The organism is Pseudoalteromonas sp. OOF1S-7, assembly GCF_022347765.1.
In the GTDB taxonomy this organism is placed as follows: domain Bacteria; phylum Pseudomonadota; class Gammaproteobacteria; order Enterobacterales; family Alteromonadaceae; genus Pseudoalteromonas.
Window position 1 is genome coordinate 169,023 of sequence record NZ_JAKRFZ010000005.1, and the last position, 18,767, is coordinate 187,789.

General features: G+C 48.1%; 22 protein-coding genes. 12 read left to right on the forward strand and 10 right to left on the reverse strand.

Going from position 1 to position 18,767, the window contains the following annotated elements:
* Positions 1-81: 81 nt before the first annotated feature.
* A complete protein-coding gene (locus tag MHN33_RS09800) occupies positions 82-1,608 on the reverse strand; it encodes a DUF3369 domain-containing protein (protein ID WP_239397794.1) in 1,527 nt (508 codons plus the stop codon).
* 59 nt (positions 1,609-1,667) lie between these two features.
* The gene (locus tag MHN33_RS09805; protein WP_130244101.1) at positions 1,668-2,066 is read right to left on the reverse strand and encodes a DUF2721 domain-containing protein; all 399 of its coding nucleotides are present in this window, start codon (positions 2,064-2,066) and stop codon (positions 1,668-1,670) included.
* 63 nt (positions 2,067-2,129) lie between these two features.
* On the opposite strand from MHN33_RS09805, the gene MHN33_RS09810 reads away from it, so the two are divergent.
* The 3 genes from MHN33_RS09810 to tsaD are packed head-to-tail and all read left to right on the forward strand — an operon-like array spanning position 2,130 to position 4,092.
* On the forward strand, positions 2,130-2,462 hold the full coding sequence (locus MHN33_RS09810) for a DUF2007 domain-containing protein (protein WP_239397795.1): 333 nt from the start codon (positions 2,130-2,132) through the stop codon (positions 2,460-2,462).
* The gene (locus tag MHN33_RS09815) at positions 2,446-3,042 is read left to right on the forward strand and encodes a YjaG family protein (RefSeq protein WP_239397796.1); all 597 of its coding nucleotides are present in this window, start codon (positions 2,446-2,448) and stop codon (positions 3,040-3,042) included. The genes MHN33_RS09810 and MHN33_RS09815 overlap by 17 nt, the downstream gene beginning before the upstream one ends.
* Positions 3,043-3,078: 36 nt before the next feature.
* Positions 3,079-4,092, forward strand: coding sequence for a tRNA (adenosine(37)-N6)-threonylcarbamoyltransferase complex transferase subunit TsaD (tsaD, locus tag MHN33_RS09820; RefSeq protein WP_239397797.1), 1,014 nt, complete (start codon positions 3,079-3,081; stop codon positions 4,090-4,092).
* Positions 4,093-4,102: 10 nt separating this feature from the next.
* Here the strand turns inward: tsaD and plsY are convergent, their stop codons facing one another.
* The gene (plsY, locus tag MHN33_RS09825) at positions 4,103-4,693 is read right to left on the reverse strand and encodes a glycerol-3-phosphate 1-O-acyltransferase PlsY (RefSeq protein ID WP_239397798.1); all 591 of its coding nucleotides are present in this window, start codon (positions 4,691-4,693) and stop codon (positions 4,103-4,105) included.
* A 109-nt stretch (positions 4,694-4,802) separates the two neighbouring features.
* Between plsY and folB the strand changes: the two genes are divergently transcribed.
* From folB to MHN33_RS09840, 3 genes are read left to right on the forward strand one after another with little or no spacing between them, the layout of a single operon-like run.
* Positions 4,803-5,153 (forward strand): dihydroneopterin aldolase, encoded by a 351-nt coding sequence (folB, locus tag MHN33_RS09830; protein ID WP_239397799.1) that lies wholly within the window; start codon positions 4,803-4,805, stop codon positions 5,151-5,153.
* 1 nt (position 5,154) lies between these two features.
* Positions 5,155-5,643: a 2-amino-4-hydroxy-6-hydroxymethyldihydropteridine diphosphokinase gene (folK, locus tag MHN33_RS09835; RefSeq protein WP_239397800.1), complete on the forward strand. Its 489-nt coding sequence runs from the start codon at positions 5,155-5,157 to the stop codon at positions 5,641-5,643.
* Positions 5,640-6,443, forward strand: coding sequence for an undecaprenyl-diphosphate phosphatase (locus MHN33_RS09840; RefSeq protein WP_239397801.1), 804 nt, complete (start codon positions 5,640-5,642; stop codon positions 6,441-6,443). Before folK ends, MHN33_RS09840 begins: the two co-directional genes overlap by 4 nt.
* 36 nt (positions 6,444-6,479) lie before the next feature.
* Here the strand turns inward: MHN33_RS09840 and MHN33_RS09845 are convergent, their stop codons facing one another.
* Positions 6,480-7,016, reverse strand: a complete 537-nt coding sequence (locus MHN33_RS09845; protein WP_239397802.1) for a GNAT family N-acetyltransferase — start codon at positions 7,014-7,016, stop codon at positions 6,480-6,482.
* Positions 7,017-7,370 carry a hypothetical protein gene (locus tag MHN33_RS09850; protein ID WP_239397803.1) on the reverse strand — a complete coding sequence of 118 codons (354 nt, stop codon included), beginning with the start codon at positions 7,368-7,370 and terminating at the stop codon, positions 7,017-7,019. It abuts the gene before it with no gap.
* Between the two features lie 143 nt (positions 7,371-7,513).
* Between MHN33_RS09850 and MHN33_RS09855 the strand changes: the two genes are divergently transcribed.
* The 5 genes from MHN33_RS09855 (at position 7,514) to MHN33_RS09875 (ending at position 13,611) form a co-directional block, all read left to right on the forward strand.
* Positions 7,514-8,182 (forward strand): tRNA-uridine aminocarboxypropyltransferase, encoded by a 669-nt coding sequence (locus tag MHN33_RS09855; protein WP_239397804.1) that lies wholly within the window; start codon positions 7,514-7,516, stop codon positions 8,180-8,182.
* A 704-nt stretch (positions 8,183-8,886) separates the two neighbouring features.
* Positions 8,887-9,891: a Fe(3+) ABC transporter substrate-binding protein gene (locus MHN33_RS09860; RefSeq protein ID WP_239397805.1), complete on the forward strand. Its 1,005-nt coding sequence runs from the start codon at positions 8,887-8,889 to the stop codon at positions 9,889-9,891.
* Entirely contained in the window at positions 9,892-11,523 is a 1,632-nt protein-coding gene (locus MHN33_RS09865; RefSeq protein WP_239397806.1) for an iron ABC transporter permease, read from the forward strand.
* Positions 11,523-12,554, forward strand: coding sequence for an ABC transporter ATP-binding protein (locus MHN33_RS09870; RefSeq protein WP_239397807.1), 1,032 nt, complete (start codon positions 11,523-11,525; stop codon positions 12,552-12,554). Before MHN33_RS09865 ends, MHN33_RS09870 begins: the two co-directional genes overlap by 1 nt.
* A 142-nt stretch (positions 12,555-12,696) precedes the next feature.
* A complete protein-coding gene (locus tag MHN33_RS09875; protein WP_130244107.1) occupies positions 12,697-13,611 on the forward strand; it encodes a Dyp-type peroxidase in 915 nt (304 codons plus the stop codon).
* A 6-nt stretch (positions 13,612-13,617) separates the two neighbouring features.
* Here the strand turns inward: MHN33_RS09875 and argR are convergent, their stop codons facing one another.
* Positions 13,618-14,085, reverse strand: coding sequence for a transcriptional regulator ArgR (gene argR / locus MHN33_RS09880; RefSeq protein ID WP_046002993.1), 468 nt, complete (start codon positions 14,083-14,085; stop codon positions 13,618-13,620).
* Between the two features lie 273 nt (positions 14,086-14,358).
* Here argR and mdh point away from each other — a divergent pair, with 273 nt between their 5' ends.
* The gene (mdh, locus tag MHN33_RS09885; protein ID WP_239397808.1) at positions 14,359-15,291 is read left to right on the forward strand and encodes a malate dehydrogenase; all 933 of its coding nucleotides are present in this window, start codon (positions 14,359-14,361) and stop codon (positions 15,289-15,291) included.
* 92 nt (positions 15,292-15,383) lie between these two features.
* Here the strand turns inward: mdh and serA are convergent, their stop codons facing one another.
* From serA to MHN33_RS09905, 4 genes are all read right to left on the reverse strand, one after another.
* Positions 15,384-16,613, reverse strand: coding sequence for a phosphoglycerate dehydrogenase (serA, locus tag MHN33_RS09890; RefSeq protein WP_239397809.1), 1,230 nt, complete (start codon positions 16,611-16,613; stop codon positions 15,384-15,386).
* Positions 16,614-16,625: 12 nt separating this feature from the next.
* On the reverse strand, positions 16,626-17,279 hold the full coding sequence (gene rpiA / locus MHN33_RS09895) for a ribose-5-phosphate isomerase RpiA (protein ID WP_239397810.1): 654 nt from the start codon (positions 17,277-17,279) through the stop codon (positions 16,626-16,628).
* Positions 17,280-17,425: 146 nt separating this feature from the next.
* The gene (locus tag MHN33_RS09900; RefSeq protein WP_239397811.1) at positions 17,426-18,043 is read right to left on the reverse strand and encodes a 5-formyltetrahydrofolate cyclo-ligase; all 618 of its coding nucleotides are present in this window, start codon (positions 18,041-18,043) and stop codon (positions 17,426-17,428) included.
* Entirely contained in the window at positions 18,043-18,579 is a 537-nt protein-coding gene (locus MHN33_RS09905) for a hypothetical protein (protein WP_239397812.1), read from the reverse strand. Before MHN33_RS09905 ends, MHN33_RS09900 begins: the two co-directional genes overlap by 1 nt.
* Positions 18,580-18,767: the final 188 nt, after the last annotated feature.

Consider the following 18,767-nt stretch of genomic DNA (forward strand, 5'->3'; position numbering starts at 1 on the left):
GCAATGACAACGTTGATTCCCTAATACTAATACAGTTTAGAGAAACATCCAAGTGAATTTTTTACATTTCGCTTACAAAAACTAATCTGGGTATTGATCACGTATTGCGACGAATTGTTCCAGATTTTCTATAAACAGATCAACCAGTTTGGGATCAAATTGTTGACCACGCTGGCGTTTTATCTCTGTTAGAATTTCTTCAAGTGTCCAAACCGGCTTGTAACAGCGAACACTACCGAGTGCATCGAATACATCGGCCAGTGCCGTAATTCTTCCGGCGATGTCTATTTGTTCACCTTTCAGGCCCTGCGGATATCCGCTGCCATCCCACTTTTCATGGTGCTGATGTGCGATGATTGCGCCGCATTGCAAAATATCATTTGTTGAGTTTTTTAGTATTTCATAGCCCTGTTGGGCATGAGTCTTCATTATTGCCCATTCATCGTCATTCAGTTTTCCAGGCTTATTGAGAATAACATCCGGGATGCTAATCTTGCCAATATCATGCAAAGGTGAAGCTAGTTTTATAATTTCGGCCCTATAATCGTTTAATCCGACCAATTTAGCTAGTAATAAACTGTAATGCGCTACCCGCTTGACATGAGAGCCCGTCTCCTTAGAACGTTTTTCAACGGCTTCACCCAGTATATAAGACAGCTCTTTTTGTGATTCTTTTACGGTTTCTCTGAGGTTCAGATTGTCGTATGCCAGTGCTATGTTATTGGCGAAAAAGGCCAGCAGCTGACAATCTGTGGGTTGTAACAGGCCGTTTTTACTGACGTAGAGCATGGTTTCCAGCCCTGCCTGACTCGTAAAATAACCCACATATTCATGGTCAGACTTACTAGACGTTTTACGGTTGTGGGTTTCGATAAAGCGACTTTTTACTTTGTCTGGTAAGGCCGTTTGTTCCGGTTCAATACCAGCGCCAGAGGCGGCAAGCAGTTGAAACTCGGCCCCTGCGCCATCTTGTTTGTTGACGGCTGCCGCACAGTAAATATCGGAGTCACTGAGCCCCATGACATCGGCCACATGGGTTAAGATGGTGGAGGCAAAATCCTGCACATTACTGCACTTCAAAAAGCTGGAAGAAGCATCAATAATACGCTCGAGCCCCTGTTTATGTCGTTCAATCGTTTGGATATCCCGGTGGGAGCGTAGCGCTGAGTAAAGTAAGGTCTTTAATTTAACTGCGGTGAGCTCAGTTTTATTTTTGTAATCATTGATGTCGTAATCACGAATGACCGACTCTTCAGGTGCTTCTCCGGGCTGTCCGGTTCGTAAGATCAGACGAATATCATGATTGGCCATATCATTGCGAATGAACTTAATCAGATCTAACCCGGCATGATTACTCTCCATGACCACATCGATTAAACCCACTGAAATGGAGTCCTCTGAGTTGAGAATATCCATTGCCTGTTTTGCTGAGTAGGCATGATGAAAACGCAACGGTTTTTGTTCAAACCGAAAGTCTGACAATACCAGCTTGGTTACCTGATGGATGTCTTCTTCGTCATCTACTACCAGGATATCCCAGTAGGCATTATCTATAGTAATTTGCTCTTCATCCTTAAGTGGCTCATTTGAAAAGAGAAAACCGCTCACATAGAACCTCTGCTTAGTGCCTGTTCTCTGTTAGTATAGCCAGCAAAAAAGTGAGTTGCTTAATCTTGTATTGGCTTTTTTTCAATATTGTTAAGTTCAATCTCTATGGCATCACAGGAAATATGAATCTCGTACAGAGAAAGTAACAAGGACAGCGTCAGGCAGCAGAGGCTGGCACCAAACAGGATCACTCCTAAAAGGGCAACGTCGATGAATAAGGCAAACATCGACATAGTGCAAAGCAGGAAGGCTATAACGCCCCACACTTGCATCAGGCGGATGAGTTTTATACGTTTTTTAAGATTATCAATCTGGGCGACCACTAAGGGTCTGAGTTGATCGCCCTCTCTGGCGTTTAATTCTCTGATTAGCTGCGCCAGAACTAAAAATCGATTGGTGTACGCCAGCAATAGCAGGGAGATTGCGGGGAACAGCAACCCGGGTGTGGTGAGCGTCATTTTTGTACTCCGTCTAAGCACGCTACAATAGTGATTATCATAGCAAAATTTTGGAGTCAGGCGATGAGTAATGCAATGCTTGAATGGACGTGTGTATATCGCACGGATAACCCATTGGAAGCCCATATTGTGCTCGGGCTGCTGGCCCAGGCACGACTGAAGACACATGTGGAAGGGGAAGCTCTGGCAGCTGCGCTGGGTGAGATGCCTTTTAGTCACAATACAATAAAAATTTTTGTCTGTGCGATAAAAGTACCCGAGGCAGAGGAAATCTTGGTAAACTATCAACAAACTAATTTATCGGAAGACTGGCAGTGTCACAGCTGCTCTGAACACAATGGTTCGGGGTTTCAATATTGCTGGCACTGTGGAAAAAGCTATGACGAAGGCCAATAACTTTCAACGCATCAGAGAGCTAAATTACTTACAAAAAGCGGTGCTTGCGGCTGCGATATTAGAACGTATGCTGCCAAATTATGGTTTATTCAGTGAGGCTACCGGGTTTGGTGATGAGACCACCTTGCGCAGTGCATTGAATGTTTGCTGGGAAAAGGTGCTGCTGCCGAAAAGCAAAATCAGCCTGGAAAAACAAATTGAAAAGATTGAGCCTAATGTCCCGGAACTGAAAGACTTCGATATGTTTGGCACCTATGCCGCGATTGATGTTGCGACGGCGTTGCTGGGTTTTATTCAGGGTGTCATGAGTAAAGATGAAAGCGAATTTGTCAACGTTGCTAAAATTTCTCAGGCTACCGTGGCCAGATATATCGAGTTCTTGCTTATCGCAGAAAACATTGAGCCCGACAATCAACATGTCAGGGAACATCCACTGATGCAATACGAAATCGACGTGCTTGGTGAACTTATTGACTGTGTTGCTCAAATGCCGAGGATTGACAATCAATCGGTTAAAACCCTCAAAGCCTTGGCATTAAGCGACGGCCAGACCAATATTGGCCTGGCAATCGAAGCCTGATTGTTTGTCTAAATTTTTAGTAGTGGAGAGTTTAAATTGCGAATTTTAGGTATCGAATCTTCTTGCGATGAGACGGGGATCGCCATCTATGATGACGAGCAGGGATTGCTGGCACACCAGTTATATAGCCAGGTTAAAGTCCATGCTGATTATGGCGGCGTAGTACCAGAACTGGCTTCGAGAGATCATGTTCGCAAAACCATTCCCCTAATTGAAGCCGCTTTTAAACAAGCAGGGTGTGGACCTGAATCTCTGGATGGCATTGCTTATACTGCGGGACCGGGCCTGGTTGGTGCTTTGCTTGTGGGTACCTCTATTGGTCGCTCACTGGCCTTTGGCTGGAATATTCCCGCCGTGGCTGTACATCATATGGAAGGGCACTTACTGGCGCCGATGCTGGAAGAGGAGATGCCAGAGTTTCCGTTCGTTGCCCTGCTGGTTTCGGGTGGCCACACTATGATGGTGAAGGTGGCAGGTATTGGTGAGTACCAAGTGTTGGGTGAATCGGTGGATGATGCTGCCGGTGAAGCTTTTGACAAAACCGCCAAGTTATTAGGACTCGACTATCCAGGCGGCCCAATGCTGGCCAAGCTGGCGACCACAGGGCAAGCGGGTCGTTTTGTGTTTCCAAGACCTATGACAGACCGCCCCGGACTGGACTTCAGCTTTAGTGGTCTGAAAACTGCGGCTGCCAATACCATCAAATCGGCCGGCGATGACGAACAAACTAAGGCTGACATTGCCCATGCGTTTCAGACGGCTGTGGTGGAGACGCTGGCGATAAAATGTAAGCGTGCTTTGAAAGAGACGGGTATTAATCGTTTGGTCATTGCAGGCGGTGTCAGTGCCAATAAAGAGCTACGTACTAAACTGGAGCGCATGATGCAGGGAATGAAAGGCAAAGTGTATTATCCGCGTACAGAATTTTGCACCGATAATGGCGCGATGATCGCCTACGCTGGTATGCAGCGTCTTAAAGCGGGTCAGACGGCAGAGTTAAGCATGAAAACACAGCCTCGCTGGCCGCTAGACAGTTTGCCATCATTGTAACACTTTGGCTTTAGTCGACGTTTTTCTTGCCGAGCTTAGGCTCGGTACCGTTCAGGAGCCGACGTATGTTGGCTCTGTGGCGGAATATAATGACCACAGTCAGAAAACATACTGGCAGGGTGTATAAGGGTTTGATCAACCAGGTGTAGGCAGGAGCGGCTAATACAGTGACGATAGCGGCGAGTGACGAATAACGGGTCAGTGCCAGTACCAGTAGCCAGGTACTGATCAGCATTCCTCCCAGTGACAGTCCTATCGGCAGCAGTGCACCAAAAGCTGTTGCGACCGCTTTGCCACCGTTAAAGTGGAAAAATATCGGATATATATGGCCCAGACAGGCGCACACCGCAACAACGCCCAGCCAGATAGGCTCAATACCAAGAAAGTACGCACCCCACACCGGAATGGTGCCTTTGAGGATATCAAACACCAGGACTAAGGCGGCTGGGAGTTTACCGCCAAGTCGTAACACATTGGTTGCCCCGGGGTTATTTGAGCCAGCAAAGCGGGGATCAGGCAGAGAAAACAGCCTGGAGATCAAGATCGCGGAAGAGATTGAACCAAATAAATAAGCACAAATACATATTAAACTGACTATCACAAGCTTCCTTATTTTTTCTTGCCGCTATTTGGGCTATCATCGTCGCTTTATTTTAAGGCGGCTGGGTACGTGAAAAAGCCGATCCGAATCAGTCATGTCAGGAGTTTACATGGACACGGTCTATATCTCGCAATTACACGTCGAGACCATAATAGGAGTTTACGACTTTGAAAAAGAAAGTAAACAAAGCCTTTTCTTTGATATAGCGATGAAGACCGATATCTCGACTGCTGCACAGCAGGACGACATTACCCTGGCTGTGGATTATGCCAAGGTCAGCGAGCGCGTAATTGCGCATACTGAGGCAAGCCGGGTTGAGTTATTAGAAACCCTGGTTGAGCAACTTGCTACTTTGATCTTACAAGAGTTTGCCATTGAGGCAGTGACAATTCGGGTGAGTAAACCCGCAGCGGTTCCTCAGGCACAAACTGTTGGCCTGGAAATTACGCGGAACAGATAGTATGGCGCATGTTTTTATCAGTATTGGTTCAAATGTTGATCGTGACCGTCACTTCCGTCAGGGGTTGACGGCACTTATTCGCTATTTTCCGAACTTCGTTCATTCAGATGTCTATGAGAGTGAGCCTGTAGGATTTAACGGTAAGAATTTTTATAATTCCGTGTTTGCTACCCACACAGAGATGCCACTGCCGGCTCTGTGTGCTTTGCTAAAACAGATAGAACGCGATAATGGCAGGACGCCTCAGGATAAGAAGTTCAGTCCCAGAACACTGGATCTGGATATTCTGTTTTACGACGATAAGATCTGTGATGCGCCGGCGCAACTGCCGCGAGATGAGATCACCAAGAATGCATTTGTCTTAAGACCGCTGGCCGAAATAGCGCCTGAGTTTGTTCATCCCGTGTTAGGCCGCAGTATTGCTGAGATCTGGCAGGCGTATGACAACCACACACAAAAGTTATGGAAAGTGGAGTTTTCCTTACCATGAGTATCATTGAAATAATTGTACTGGCGTTGATCCAGGGATTAACGGAGTTTTTGCCTATTTCCAGCTCGGCGCATCTGATTTTGCCATCGCAGATATTAGGCTGGCAGGATCAGGGCCTGGCATTTGATGTCGCCGTTCACGTCGGATCATTGGCTGCGGTACTGATTTACTTTCGTAAAGAAGTGGCAGATATACTGAGCGCCTGGTTTAAATCGTTCGGTAAGCAAGGCACGACGGATGACAGTCGGCTGGGTTGGTGGATCATAGTGGCCACCATTCCGGGTCTGGTCATCGGGTTTTTGGCCAAAGATCTGGTTGAAGACTTTTCCCGCAGTGCCTGGGTGATTGCAGCAACGACGGTCATTTTTGGCTTGTTGCTGTGGTACGCTGACGTCACTGCAAAACAAACGAAAACCATCTATCAGCTTAACTGGCGCAGTGCCCTGATCATTGGCTTCGCTCAGGTGATAGCCGCTTTATTGCCGGGAACGTCTCGCTCGGGGATCACCATGACGGCAGGCATGATGCTGGGCCTGAACAAGCAAAGCGCAGCCCGTTTTTCATTTTTGATGTCAATCCCGATTATTGCTGCGGCAGGTGGCTATTACACGCTGAAACTGGCCACTGGTGATGAGCTAATCGACTGGAACGCCATTATTACAGGGGCGGTGTTGTCGTTTGTCGCCGCCTATGCGTGTATTCATTTCTTCCTGAAAGTGATTGAGCGGATGGGTATGTTGCCGTTTGTGATCTATCGGTTGTTGCTGGGCCTGTTCCTGGTGATTTTCCTGATGGTTTAATCGGATATAAAGCGGGTATATTTACCCGCTTTATCGTTATACCGATTTTCGATAATACACCACATCCATAGGTCCTTCAGGGCCTTCATGAATACCTTCTCGTAAGAAGGTCATGGATAGTTTTTTCATGATGTTAATTGAACCCAGGTTCCCTTTGAGTGCCTCTGCGCTCAGATAATCCATTTTATCCTGTTCAGCAAGGTGCTTGGCGATGTGTCTGGCAGCTTCGGTTGCATAGCCTTTCCCCCAGGCAATTTGTTTGAAGCGCCAGCCTATTTCGAGATCTCGCTCGTCCATTTCACCGTTAAAGAAATACATGGGCCGGATCAAAATCCAGCCCAGGAAAGTGTCGTCGTCAATCAGGCTGCAATGCCACAGGCCCCAGCCCTGCTGTGGGTTGGTAAATTTGGCCAGGCGCGGCAGGTAAAATTGCTCAATTTGCTCGCGAGAAGTCGGCTGCCCGTTGGTGATGTAGCGCATCACTGCGGGGTCGCTGTCGAGTTCTGTCAGCAAGTCAGCGTCTTGCTGAGTCATTAAACGGTATTGTAAACGAGCTGAAGGAGCAATTGTCACTTATTTACACCACATAGTATCGCACATGTATACTTGCGTAACTTTCGGATACTTGCTGTTTGCATCGTGACTGTAGCAACCGCGCAATTCCAGAAACATTTTTTGGCCAGAAAATTTAGCTGCGAGCAAAGAGGAGTAAATATGTTGGGCACCGTCGGTGCGCAAATCCAAATGGTACCATTTGGCACTGGTTGGCGATGATGTACACTCCGTAAGTTCGTTCATTGTAGATAACTTAATACGCGCAGCATTGTGGCTAACGGTCATATCTTTAATTGTTGCAACTTGTGTGTAAGCGGTTGCATTGGCAAATAAAGGTGAGAATAAAAGTGCGGCTGCAATTATTTTTTTCATAAAATTCGACTCCATTTCGATAGTAATTATTCAACAAGCCATTATAGGGAAGTTTGTATTTGAAAAGTAGCCTTGGGTTATGAATAGTTCATTTGAGCACTGCTTTTTGTTAAAATTGCCATTTTGACGCAAAAGAGAGCACAGTGGAAAACTCGGTACTGGCATTACGAGCTCAACAAATCGCATCCGCGCGGCGGGAATTCAAGGCCCGGGGATCAAAATTACCTCGCTGTGAGCGGTGTTTACTGGCTGAACCTCTTTGTATTTGTACAGGTGTTCAGGTAGCGAAATGCGACAGTGCGGTGTGTTTGCTCATGTATCATAATGAGAGTTTTAAACCTTCTAATACCGGTCGCCTGATAGCCGATATTGTCCCAGATAACCATGCGTTTCGCTGGGACCGCACCGATCCTGAGCCGCGTTTACTGGCTTTGTTGGCCGATCCCAGGTATCAGCCTGTGGTGGTGTTCCCGGCTGATAATGTCGAGCCGCAGCGCGTGGTCAATCGGGTCACACGACAAAGCGGTAAAGTGCCGCTGTACATTTTTCTCGATGGGACCTGGCGTGAAGCGAAAAAGATGTTTCGCAAAAGCCCTTATCTGGATAAGTTTCCGGTTTTATCCGTCACGCCTGAAAGTTTATCCGACTACAAACTCCGGGTAGCGCCGCATGCCCATCAGCTTGGGACGGCAGAAGTCGCCTGTGTGGTGTTGGCAGAAAACGGCGAGACGCAGGCTGCTGACTATCTGACCCGGCATTTTGTGGATTTTCGTGATGCTTATCTGAAAGGAAAGAAAAGTAAATTGACTTGAGTGTTAACGCTCGTCGGAATAAGAAGAGCGCGACCCTTACGGGCCGCGCTTGACGGAATCTTCTAAATAGCATCCTGCTATGTTGATGAGATCAACTCCTTACATGCTCGTCCATGTCTCGCCTTGCGTTGTCATTCTGCGAGATGTACATCCTGTACTGTCCATAAAGCAATCAGCGCTCCTATTTGCTGACTAAATCCATGCTAACCATCCATTGTGTCGTCATCCTGACTCGTTCCAGTCTCCCTGTGTTCCAATGCACCATCCACCTGTGCATCAACGTCCTTACTTAATCGGCATGTCCTGTTGTCCGAAGCCTAGTCCTAGTTCCTGACAGTCCTACCGCACAAACTCCCTGACCAGCAACTCAATCCGTTTCCCTGTTGCTTTGTGCTCTCCCCTTGAGATGACTAAAGTATATGAGAGTCTGGGTGAGATAACAGCACGAAAAAACGCTTTGAAATTCAGATAAAAAAGTTAGTTGTAAAAAAACTTGTTATCTAACAAAGACCTTTTTATATTTTGTTGATAAAGTCAGCGTTATCTTCATAGATAGCGACATGCCTAGTGAGAGATCTCTCACAACCAAATGTCCGTATGTCGCTATTTAATAAAATTGCAATATGTTGAACTATCGGCTGTATTTTGCCGGGATCCGGGTTACCATAGCCTGAGAATAGTTATTGTTATTATTTGGAGCTTATATGAAAAGTGCAATTGCAACTCTGCTTGCTGCTGTAACCAGCTTGTCTGCTGTCGCCGCGGACGAAGTGAACATCTATTCCTATCGCCAACCTTTTTTAATTCAGCCTATCCTGGATGATTTTACCAAACAAACAGGCATTAAAACTAACGTGGTGTTCGCGAAAAAAGGCCTGATTGAGCGGGTAAAGCGTGAAGGCAAACACGGCCGGGCCGATTTGGTACTGACGTCAAACTTCAGCGCCATGATCCAGTTAGAAGAGCTGGGGCTGACCAACCCGATTGAGAGCGGCACGGTGGATAAAAATATCCCGGCTAGCTTTCGTGATCCGGATGGCCACTGGGTTGCCCTGACCAAACGTGTACGTAACGTCTATTCGTCGAAAGACAGAGCGGGTAAGTTGACCAGTCTGAGCTATGAAGAACTGGCTAGCCCTAAATACAAAGGTAAAATCTGTACACGCTCTGGTAAACACCCCTATAACCTGGGTCTGGTGGCGTCTATGATTGCCCACCACGGCGAAGCTGAAACCAAAACCTGGCTGCAAGGCGTGAAAGCTAATCTGGCGCGTAAGCCACAGGGAAATGACCGCGCACAGGTAAAAGCTGTTAAAGAAGGACTGTGTGACCTGGCACTGGGTAACAGCTACTACTTTGGCAAAATGCTTGAAGACAGCAAACAAAAAGCCTGGGCTGATGCGGTTTACATTAACTTCCCAAATCAGAGCGACCGTGGCTCACACCTTAACGTTTCGGGTGTGGTAATGACCAAGTACTCGAAAAACAAAGAAAATGCCTTGAAACTGATCGAGTTTATGACCGACAATAAAGCCCAGAACATGTACGCCTCGATGAATATGGAATATCCGGTTAAACCGGGCGTCGAATTGTCGAAACTAGTGGCATCCTGGGGCACCTTTAAGGAAGACAGCTTACCTTTGTCCGAGATCAGTAAATACCGTCCGATGGCGCTTAAGCTCATCGATGAGGTAAAATTTGACCTGTAAATGCAATTAAAACAAAGTCTGTCCCCGTGGCAGTGTATGGCGTGGTTGATAGGTATTGGCCTGTCAATCCCGCTGGCATTTCTGATTTTCGAAGCGCTGCAAGGTGAGTCGGAAGTATTCAGCCATTTATGGCAGAGTGTATTGTGGGACTATACCCGTAATACAATTGCGCTGATCGCCGGTGTCGTGGTGCTTAGTGCGTTAATTGCCCTGCCGCTGGGGTGGTTAACGGCCTACTGTCGTTTCCCCGGCAAACGGGTATTTGAGTGGGCATTGATGCTCCCCCTGGCGCTGCCCGCTTACATTATCGCCTATGTCTATACCGATCTACTGGATTATGCAGGTCCGGTCCAGATCTGGTTACGTCAGCAGTTTGGCTGGCAGGGGCCGGATGATTACTGGTTTTTTGACCTGCGTACTTTGCCCGGCGCCATTGTGATGATAGCCCTGGTGCTGTATCCCTATCTGTATTTGATCTTCAAAACCGCTTTGCGCGAGCAGTCTTTTAAACTGGTGCAGGCCAGTCAGCTGATGGGTATGAGCCCTGCGCAAAGTTTCTTTAAAGTGAGCCTGCCGTTATCTCGTGGCGCGATAGTTGCGGCACTGGCGCTGATCAGCATGGAAACCATGGCCGACTTCGCCACCGTACACTATTTTGCCGTAAGCACCCTGACAACGGCCGTGTATGACACCTGGCTGGGTTATTACTCGCTGACTGCCGCCGCCAAGATTTCAGGCATTATGCTGCTGTTTTTATTTGTCGCACTGTTACTTGAACGTATGAGTCGCAAAACCCAGGTGGTGCACGAGCGCCAGTCCGGGGTGAATGACACCCACCTTTATGATTTAACCGGTTATCAGGGGTGGCTGGCCTGGGGATTTTGTATGCTGATCCTCAGTGTGGCGTTTTTTGTGCCCGTTGGTATATTGCTCAACTATGCCTGGCATTATTTCGAGCAAGCCTGGAATGCCGAGTTTTTCAATTATGCGCTGCAAAGCTTACAGATCAGTCTGTATGTGAGCGTAATTGCGATGCTGGTCAGTTTACTGGTGGTCTACTATCAGCGCATTGAGCCGGGCAAGCTGACTAATCTACCGGGGCGTTTTGCCAGTACCGGCTATGCCTTACCGGGTACTGTGCTGGCGATTGCCGTGTTGCTGCCACTGACCTTGTTTGATACCAAGCTCAATGACTGGCTGGATGGCAGTGGTTTTGAGCCAGGTTTGTTACTCAGTGGCACCTTGTTTGCCATGATTTTTGCTTACGTGGTGCGCTTTTATGCCATTGCGCATGGGGCAGTGGAGTCCAGCTTTGTGCGGATCAGCCCAAGCATTGATATGGCCAGCCTGTCACTCGGGAAAGGGCGCTTTCAGACGTTGACTCAGGTGCATATGCCGCTGCTTAAGCGAGGTTTGCTGACAGCTGGCCTGCTGGTCTTTATCGAATGTATGAAAGAATTGCCCGCAGCGCTGTTACTGCGCCCGTTTAATTTTGAAACCCTGGCCACCCATGTTTATCAGTATGTCAGCGATGAGCAACTGGAGCTGGCCTCGATATCCGCTTTGTTTATCGTGCTGGTAGGACTTGTCCCCTTATACTGGGTTAATCGCTCAATGGAACAACATAACTAATGCCAAGTTTAGAAATTCAATCGTTAAACTATCATTATGATGGTCACCCGGTGATCCAGCAGCTTGATTTGACGGTAGCTGAGAACGAAATTGTCTGCCTACTCGGTGCCAGTGGCTGTGGCAAAACCACAACTCTGAAAGCAATCGCAGGCCTGTTGCATCCCCAGCAGGGGGAGATCCGTATTAATGGCAAAAGTGTCAGCAGCGAGCGGCATTTTGTGGCACCTCAGCATCGCAACATTGGTATGATGTTTCAGGATTATGCATTGTTTCCGCATCTGACTGTGGCGCAGAACATTGCCTTTGGCCTGACCAAGCTCAGTAAGTCGGAAAAACAAAATCGCGTGGCGCACATGCTGGGGCTGGTGCATCTGGAAGGCTATGCCGAGCGCTTCCCGCATGAATTGTCCGGTGGTCAGCAGCAGCGTGTGGCCATTGCCAGGGCGCTTGCCTACCACCCTAACTTGTTACTGCTGGATGAACCTTTTTCTAATATTGATGCGCAGGTGCGCTTTCAGCTGATCAAAGATATTCGCGATATTATTAAAGATCAGCAGGTATCGGCGATTTTTGTCAGCCATTCCAAAGATGAAGCGTTTGCCTTTGCCGACCGGCTCGCCATCATGCATCAGGGGCAAATTGCCCAGTTAGGCACGCCCAAAGAGCTGTTCCAGCATCCAAGTAGTCGCCAGGTGGCAGAATTTCTGGGGCAGGGTGCTTACGTGGCTGCACAGCGCCACAATGGGGCTCAGGTTGAAACCGCGTTTGGCTCAGTGGAGTCTCTGATTGATATCCAGAGCTCGGCCCGGGCCGGGCAGATTTACCTCAGACCCAGCCACATCGAGCTGTTTAATGCTGAACAGGGGCAGGTCGAAGTAGCGCAACATCGCTTTGTCGGGACCGAGTATCTGTATGCCATCGAGCTGGAAGGTCAGATGTTAGAAGTGGCCATGCCCTCTGATAAACCACTGGATCTCAGCAGGCCGGTGAGTTTGAAAATTAAGCCCCATGCGATAAACTTCTTTTCTTAAGGCATAACAATTCGTTACATTAGCTAATAGCAATTTAGATAAGTGCGGTGGCCGGGCGTGTATAGATACGCCCAAAAGAAACGAGCTCAACCGCACCATTCGGGTTTAGTATGGCGCGTTGATTTAATGATAGGAAGGGGTGATGGCGCAAGCACAATCAGGGGTATGTGCCGAGGCAAATCTACACGGTTTGCACTTGTTTTTTAACGTACTGGATGGTCACGATGAGGCAGTGCGCTCGGCGCTCAGCCAGGCGGGCAGGTTGCAGGATGAACTCAGTGACCGTTTTTCTGAGGCCATGCTCAGCAGCTTTGTCGCCATAGGTGCCCAGTACTGGCCGCATATCTATCCCGAGTTTATTCCGCCGCAGCTGAAAAGTTTTCCCCTGATCAAAAGCAGTGAGCATTTGTGCCATAGTCAGCCATTCGACTTACTCTATGTGATCCGCTCAGACAGAGAAGACGTCAATCACCTGTTTGCCCAGAGTGTGCTGCACATGTTATCCGGGGGCGTCGAGCTGGTGGCCCAGGTGCGCGCCTTTCGTTTTCTTGACGGGCGGGACTTTAATGGCTTTGTCTATGGTGCCGATATTCCCCATGGCCGCTTTAAACGCCAGGTTGCCTTAGTGAGCAATCCGGGAGGGCTTGACGATCAGGGCAGCTATATTCATGTCCAGCGCACTCAGTTTGACCTGACCCGCTGGCAGGCGTTGCCGCTGTCGGATCAGGAACAGCTGATGGGGCGCACCCGCCTTGATAACCTGTTGATTGACGATGCGCCGCCGTACAACCATGCCCGGCTCAATGAGATTAAAGACAGTGAAGGTAAACCTCTGCTGTTGAATCAAAGTATGCCCTATGGCGATGTCTATGAGCAGGGTAGTTTATGGCTTAGCTGCGCCGCGAAAGGGGATGCGTTTGAGCAGCTGTTACACAGTCGCTTTGGCTTGTCGGGGGATGGAGATTACGATCCGCTGCTGGATTATTCCCAGGGCGATATGGGGGCGGCATTCTTTGCGCCATCGCTGCAGTTTTTACAGCAAATGGCGCAGTCTTAACCGTTATCAGACGTTATCAAATAGCGTTTTAACCCGATCCAGAGTGGCATCAATTTCAGAGACTTTGGCGGGGGCGATAAAAATGGTGTCGTCACCTGCAATCGTGCCTAACACGCCATCGGCAGATCCCAACGAGTCCAGCAGGCGGGCAATCAGTTGTGCGGCTCCCGGGCTGGTGCGTATGATGATCATCATTTCGTTATGTACTATGTCGATCACCAGCTGGCGCAGCGGGCTTTTTGCGGTGGGTACACCCATTTCCGCGGGTAAACAATATACCATTTCCTGTTTGGCATTGCGGGTGCGTACGGCACCGAACTTGCTCAGCATACGAGAGACTTTACTTTGGCTGATGTTGTCAAATCCCTGCTCTTTAAGGGCATCGACAATTTCACCTTGAGAACCAAAGTTTTCTTCTTTTAACAGGGCCTTAAAGGCTTTGACTAGGGCTTCTTGTTTTTCCTGCGGCTGCATACTCAATACTTCTTTATGACTCAATTGTTAGGATTTTACACAAAACGCGCCTGTTACCCAAATTTCAGGACGAGAAGATTCTTCAAGCGATGGTGGTTTTCCAGATTAGAAACGCGGGACCAAGCGTAAACCATTAGTAGCAGTATCTGCCGCGAACTTTACAACTATAGTCGAAAAAAAGACGAAAATTGCGCGTATAAATTTGTTTTTGGCGGCGCTTTTCATTATCTTTACAGCACATTTAATTCCACCTTCAAATTATGGAGAATTCCAATGAAAGTTGCTGTATTAGGTGCCGCTGGCGGTATCGGTCAAGCATTGTCTCTTTTGCTTAAAAACGGTTTACCTGCTGGTTCTGAGCTTGCGCTATACGACGTAGCGCCAGTAGTACCTGGCGTAGCGGTTGACCTGTCTCACATCCCAACAGCGGTAAAAGTAGCTGGTTTTGGTAAAGACGACCTGGATGCAGCGCTGGTTGATGCAGACATCGTATTGATCCCTGCGGGTATGCCACGTAAGCCAGGTATGGACCGTGCTGACCTGTTCAATGTGAATGCGGGCATCATCAAGACTCTGGCTGAAGGCATTGTTAAAAACTGTCCTAAAGCGCTGGTTGGTGTGATCACTAACCCAGTAAACGGCACTGTGCCAATCGTTGCTGAAGTATTCAAAAAAGCCGGTACTTACGATCCAGCTCGCGTATTCGGTGTAACTACACTGGATGTTATCCGTGCAGAGACTTTCATCGCTGAGCGCAAAGGCCTGAACGTAAGCGACGTGAAAGTGCCTGTGATTGGTGGTCACTCAGGTACTACTATTCTGCCTCTGCTTTCTCAGGTTGAGGGCGCTGAGTTCTCTGACGAAGAAATAGCTGCACTGACTAAGCGCATCCAGAATGCTGGTACTGAAGTCGTTGAAGCTAAGGCGGGTGGCGGCTCTGCAACTCTGTCTATGGGCGCAGCTGCGGCACGTTTCTGCTTCTCACTGGTTAAAGGCCTGCAAGGTGAAAACGTGGTTGAGTACGCTTATGTTGAAGGCAACACGGGCGATGCGACTTTCTTCGCACAACCTGTACGTCTTGGCAAAAACGGCGTAGAAGAGCTGCTGCCTTACGGCGAGCTGAGCGCGTTTGAGCAACAAGCAAAAGACGACATGCTGGCGACTCTTGAAAAAGACATCAAAGAAGGTGTTGATTTCATGGCATAATTTGCCAGTTTACTGAGCAATATTCTTGCCCGGTAAGTGAAACGAAAAAAGCCTGACTGAGTCAGGCTTTTTTGTGTCTGGTTACAAAGCCGCTAGTGCAGGATACGGGCGCGGATAGTACCTTCTACAGCGCTTAGCTCTTTTAACGCAACCTCAGAGTGATCGCTGTCCACATCAATCACCACGTAACCAATGCTTTCATCGGTTTGCAGGTACTGCGCTGCGATGTTGATCCCATGCTGTGCAAACGCCTGGTTAATTTGTGTCAGCACACCAGGGCGGTTCTCATGCACGTGCAGCAGACGACTGCGGTTAGACAGTTCAGGCAGCGACACTTCAGGGAAGTTCACCGCTGTGACGGTTGACCCATTGTCTGAGTACTTAGTCAGTTTACCGGCCACCTCTATCCCAATGTTTTCCTGAGCTTCCTGCGTAGAGCCGCCGACATGTGGTGTCAGGATCACATTGTCGAACTGGCGCAGTGGTGAGACAAACTCTTCGTCATTAGACTTAGGCTCGACTGGAAATACATCAATCGCAGCACCTGATAGCTTACCTGCGCTAAGCGCCTCAGCCAGGGCGTCGATATCCACCACTGTACCGCGTGAGGCATTGATCAGGATCGCACCTTGTTTCATCACTTCCAGCTCTGCCATGCCAATCAGGTTCTTCGTTTGCGATGTTTCCGGAACATGTAAACTGACCACATCCGCGCGCTGCAGCAACTGAGTTAAGCTCTGCACTTGTTGTGCATTGCCTAATGTGAGCTTGTCTTCGATGTCGTAAAACTCGACCTTCATGCCAATGTTTTCGGCCATGATCCCCAACTGAGTCCCGATGTGGCCATAACCAATGATCCCCAGAGTTTTACCGCGTGCCTCAAAAGAGCCGATCGCGGACTTAAACCACTCGCCACGATGTGCCATCGCATTGCGCTTTGGAATACCCCGTAACAGCAGCAGGATTTCTCCCAGTACCAGCTCAGCGACTGAACGTGTATTTGAAAACGGCGCATTAAAGACGGCAATACCACGCTTTTTGGCGGCATTCAGATCAACCTGATTGGTGCCAATACAAAAGCAGCCAATCGCAACCAGCTTATCTGCGGCTTCCAGTACCGTTTCACTGAGGTGGGTACGCGAGCGGATCCCGACAAAGTGGACATTCTTGATCCGCTCAATCAGTTCATTTTCAGGCAGCGATGTCTTTACGTACTCGATATTGCTATAACCGTTGCGTTTGAGCGTTTCAACAGCGCTCTGGTGTACGCCTTCCAACAATAAAATGCGAATTTTGTCCTTAGACAAGGATACCTTACTCATGACTCATTCCTGTTACTTAATTTGTGGCCCCTCTGGGGTCCCTGTGATGACGATGTTGGCGCCGCGCTGAGCGAACAAGCCATTGGTAACAACACCGACGATTTGATTAATTTTTTCTTCCAGCTCGGCTGCCTGTGTAATGGATAATCCATGTACATCCAAAATCACATTGCCGTTATCTGTGACAACGCCCTGACGATAGACAGGATCGCCACCCAGCTTGAGTAACTCACGGGCAACATAGCTGCGTGCCATTGGGATCACCTCAACCGGTAGAGGGAACTGTCCCAGCACATCGACATGCTTAGTGTTGTCAACAATACAGATAAACTGCCTGGCAACGGCTGCTACTATCTTCTCGCGCGTTAGTGCTGCACCACCGCCTTTGATCATCTGATTGTGTGCGTTAATTTCATCCGCACCATCAACATAAATGTCCAGCTCAGAGACATCATTGAGTTCAAACACCTCAATGCCCAGCGCCTTGAGCTTTTCTGTCGATACTTCAGAGCTAGAGACGGCACCTTTAATGGTGTCTTTGACACTGCCAAGTGCATCTATAAAGTGGTTGACGGTCGAGCCTGTGCCTACGCCGACTACGGTGCCGGCTTCTACATACTGTAACGCCGCCCAGGCAGCTGCTTTTTTCATTTCATCTTGAGTCATAACGCGATCACTGTTTTAGTTGATTATTCGATCGCAATTATACGCCCAAAGTGCAAAAAAAGTATGCCGGATACCTTTAATAGAAGAATTTATGATCTGGCACTATTGTGATGAATCTGAGGTGGAAAAATACATTACCAATGCGTTCACCACTGATAGCATTTTTGCGGCGTGATTATGGCTGGCAGGGGCACATCCCAGGCCTCGGTTGGCAATGCCGGGACTTTCTGACAGTCATGTGCCAGGCCAATTAACTTCGGTTGTTGCCAGTTTTCGCGATAATAACGCGCCAGTGTGCGATCATAGTAGCCACCTCCCATTCCGAGGCGATTGCCAGCGTCGTCAAACGCCACCAGTGGAAGCAGCAGATAGTCTAACTGCGCCAGTGGGCAAATGTGGCTACAATTCAATTCTGGTTCTAAGATAGCATAGCGATTCTGCCTCATGGGTGAGTTTTTTTCATACTTCTGAAAGAGCAAAGTGACGCCACTAAAGGGGTGAATTACGGGCAGGTAAAGGTCCACACCTTTGGACCAAAGTGTTTGAATTAAAAGGTTAGTTCTGAGTTCACCATCGTTTTCCAGATAAACCCCGATACGGGTGTTTTTTGAGAGTTTTGCATGTTGAATAAAATTAATAGTTAATTTATTTTCTGCCTCGATTTGTTGTTTTTCAGTAAGGCTGTTACGCAGTTTTCTAATGTTCTTTCGAATCTCTTTCCTTGATGTTGTATTTTTTTCATCTAAAAGTGAATTTGTTTTCATTACACAGGTACCAACTCAGGAAAAGCAAGACTGATCCCCAGTACAATCAGCAACAACACTAATAGTGATAGCAAGATGTACAGGAGCTTTTTAGAGCGTTTGGGTGGTTCACTGTCGAGTTCCAGTTCGCTGAACAGAGACTCATCCTCCCACTCATCATCTTCATGCTGTTCATCTTGTACTTGTTTACCGTCAATGCGTTGCTCCAGTTCATCCAGCTTTTCTTCAATGCGGATCAGGCTGCTGGTGATGTAATCCAGCGCATCGAATACGCGCTCATTGGCTGCACTTTGAGCTGGGCCGGATACGGCAGAAGACTGTGATTGCAGTTTACTTTGGATCCCATACACTGCCAGCAACTTCGCCTGCTTGAGGCATTTCTGTTTGTCACCTGGGCCAAACAGGGGTTTACCTGTGGTGAAGTCGGCTACCTTTTGTGCAGGCACTTTAAGTTTAGTTGCGAGTTGCTCTGTGGCTGCCTGGCTGTCAGTGCCTGGCTTAAAGCCAGAAAACACTATGCGAAATTGCTCGCTCATGAGGTTCCCTCAATATCGTTACTTCGGGTCCATTATTCATGCCAGTACCCGGCGATTTATTGTTAACTTATTGCTGGGTAAGCGGAATAAAAAACATGGACATTGTCAATTGTTGTTTTGAGTATACCTAACTTTTCCGAACAGTGTATGAAGTTATCTCAGTGGCGTTGCACAGGGAGCAGGGGCGC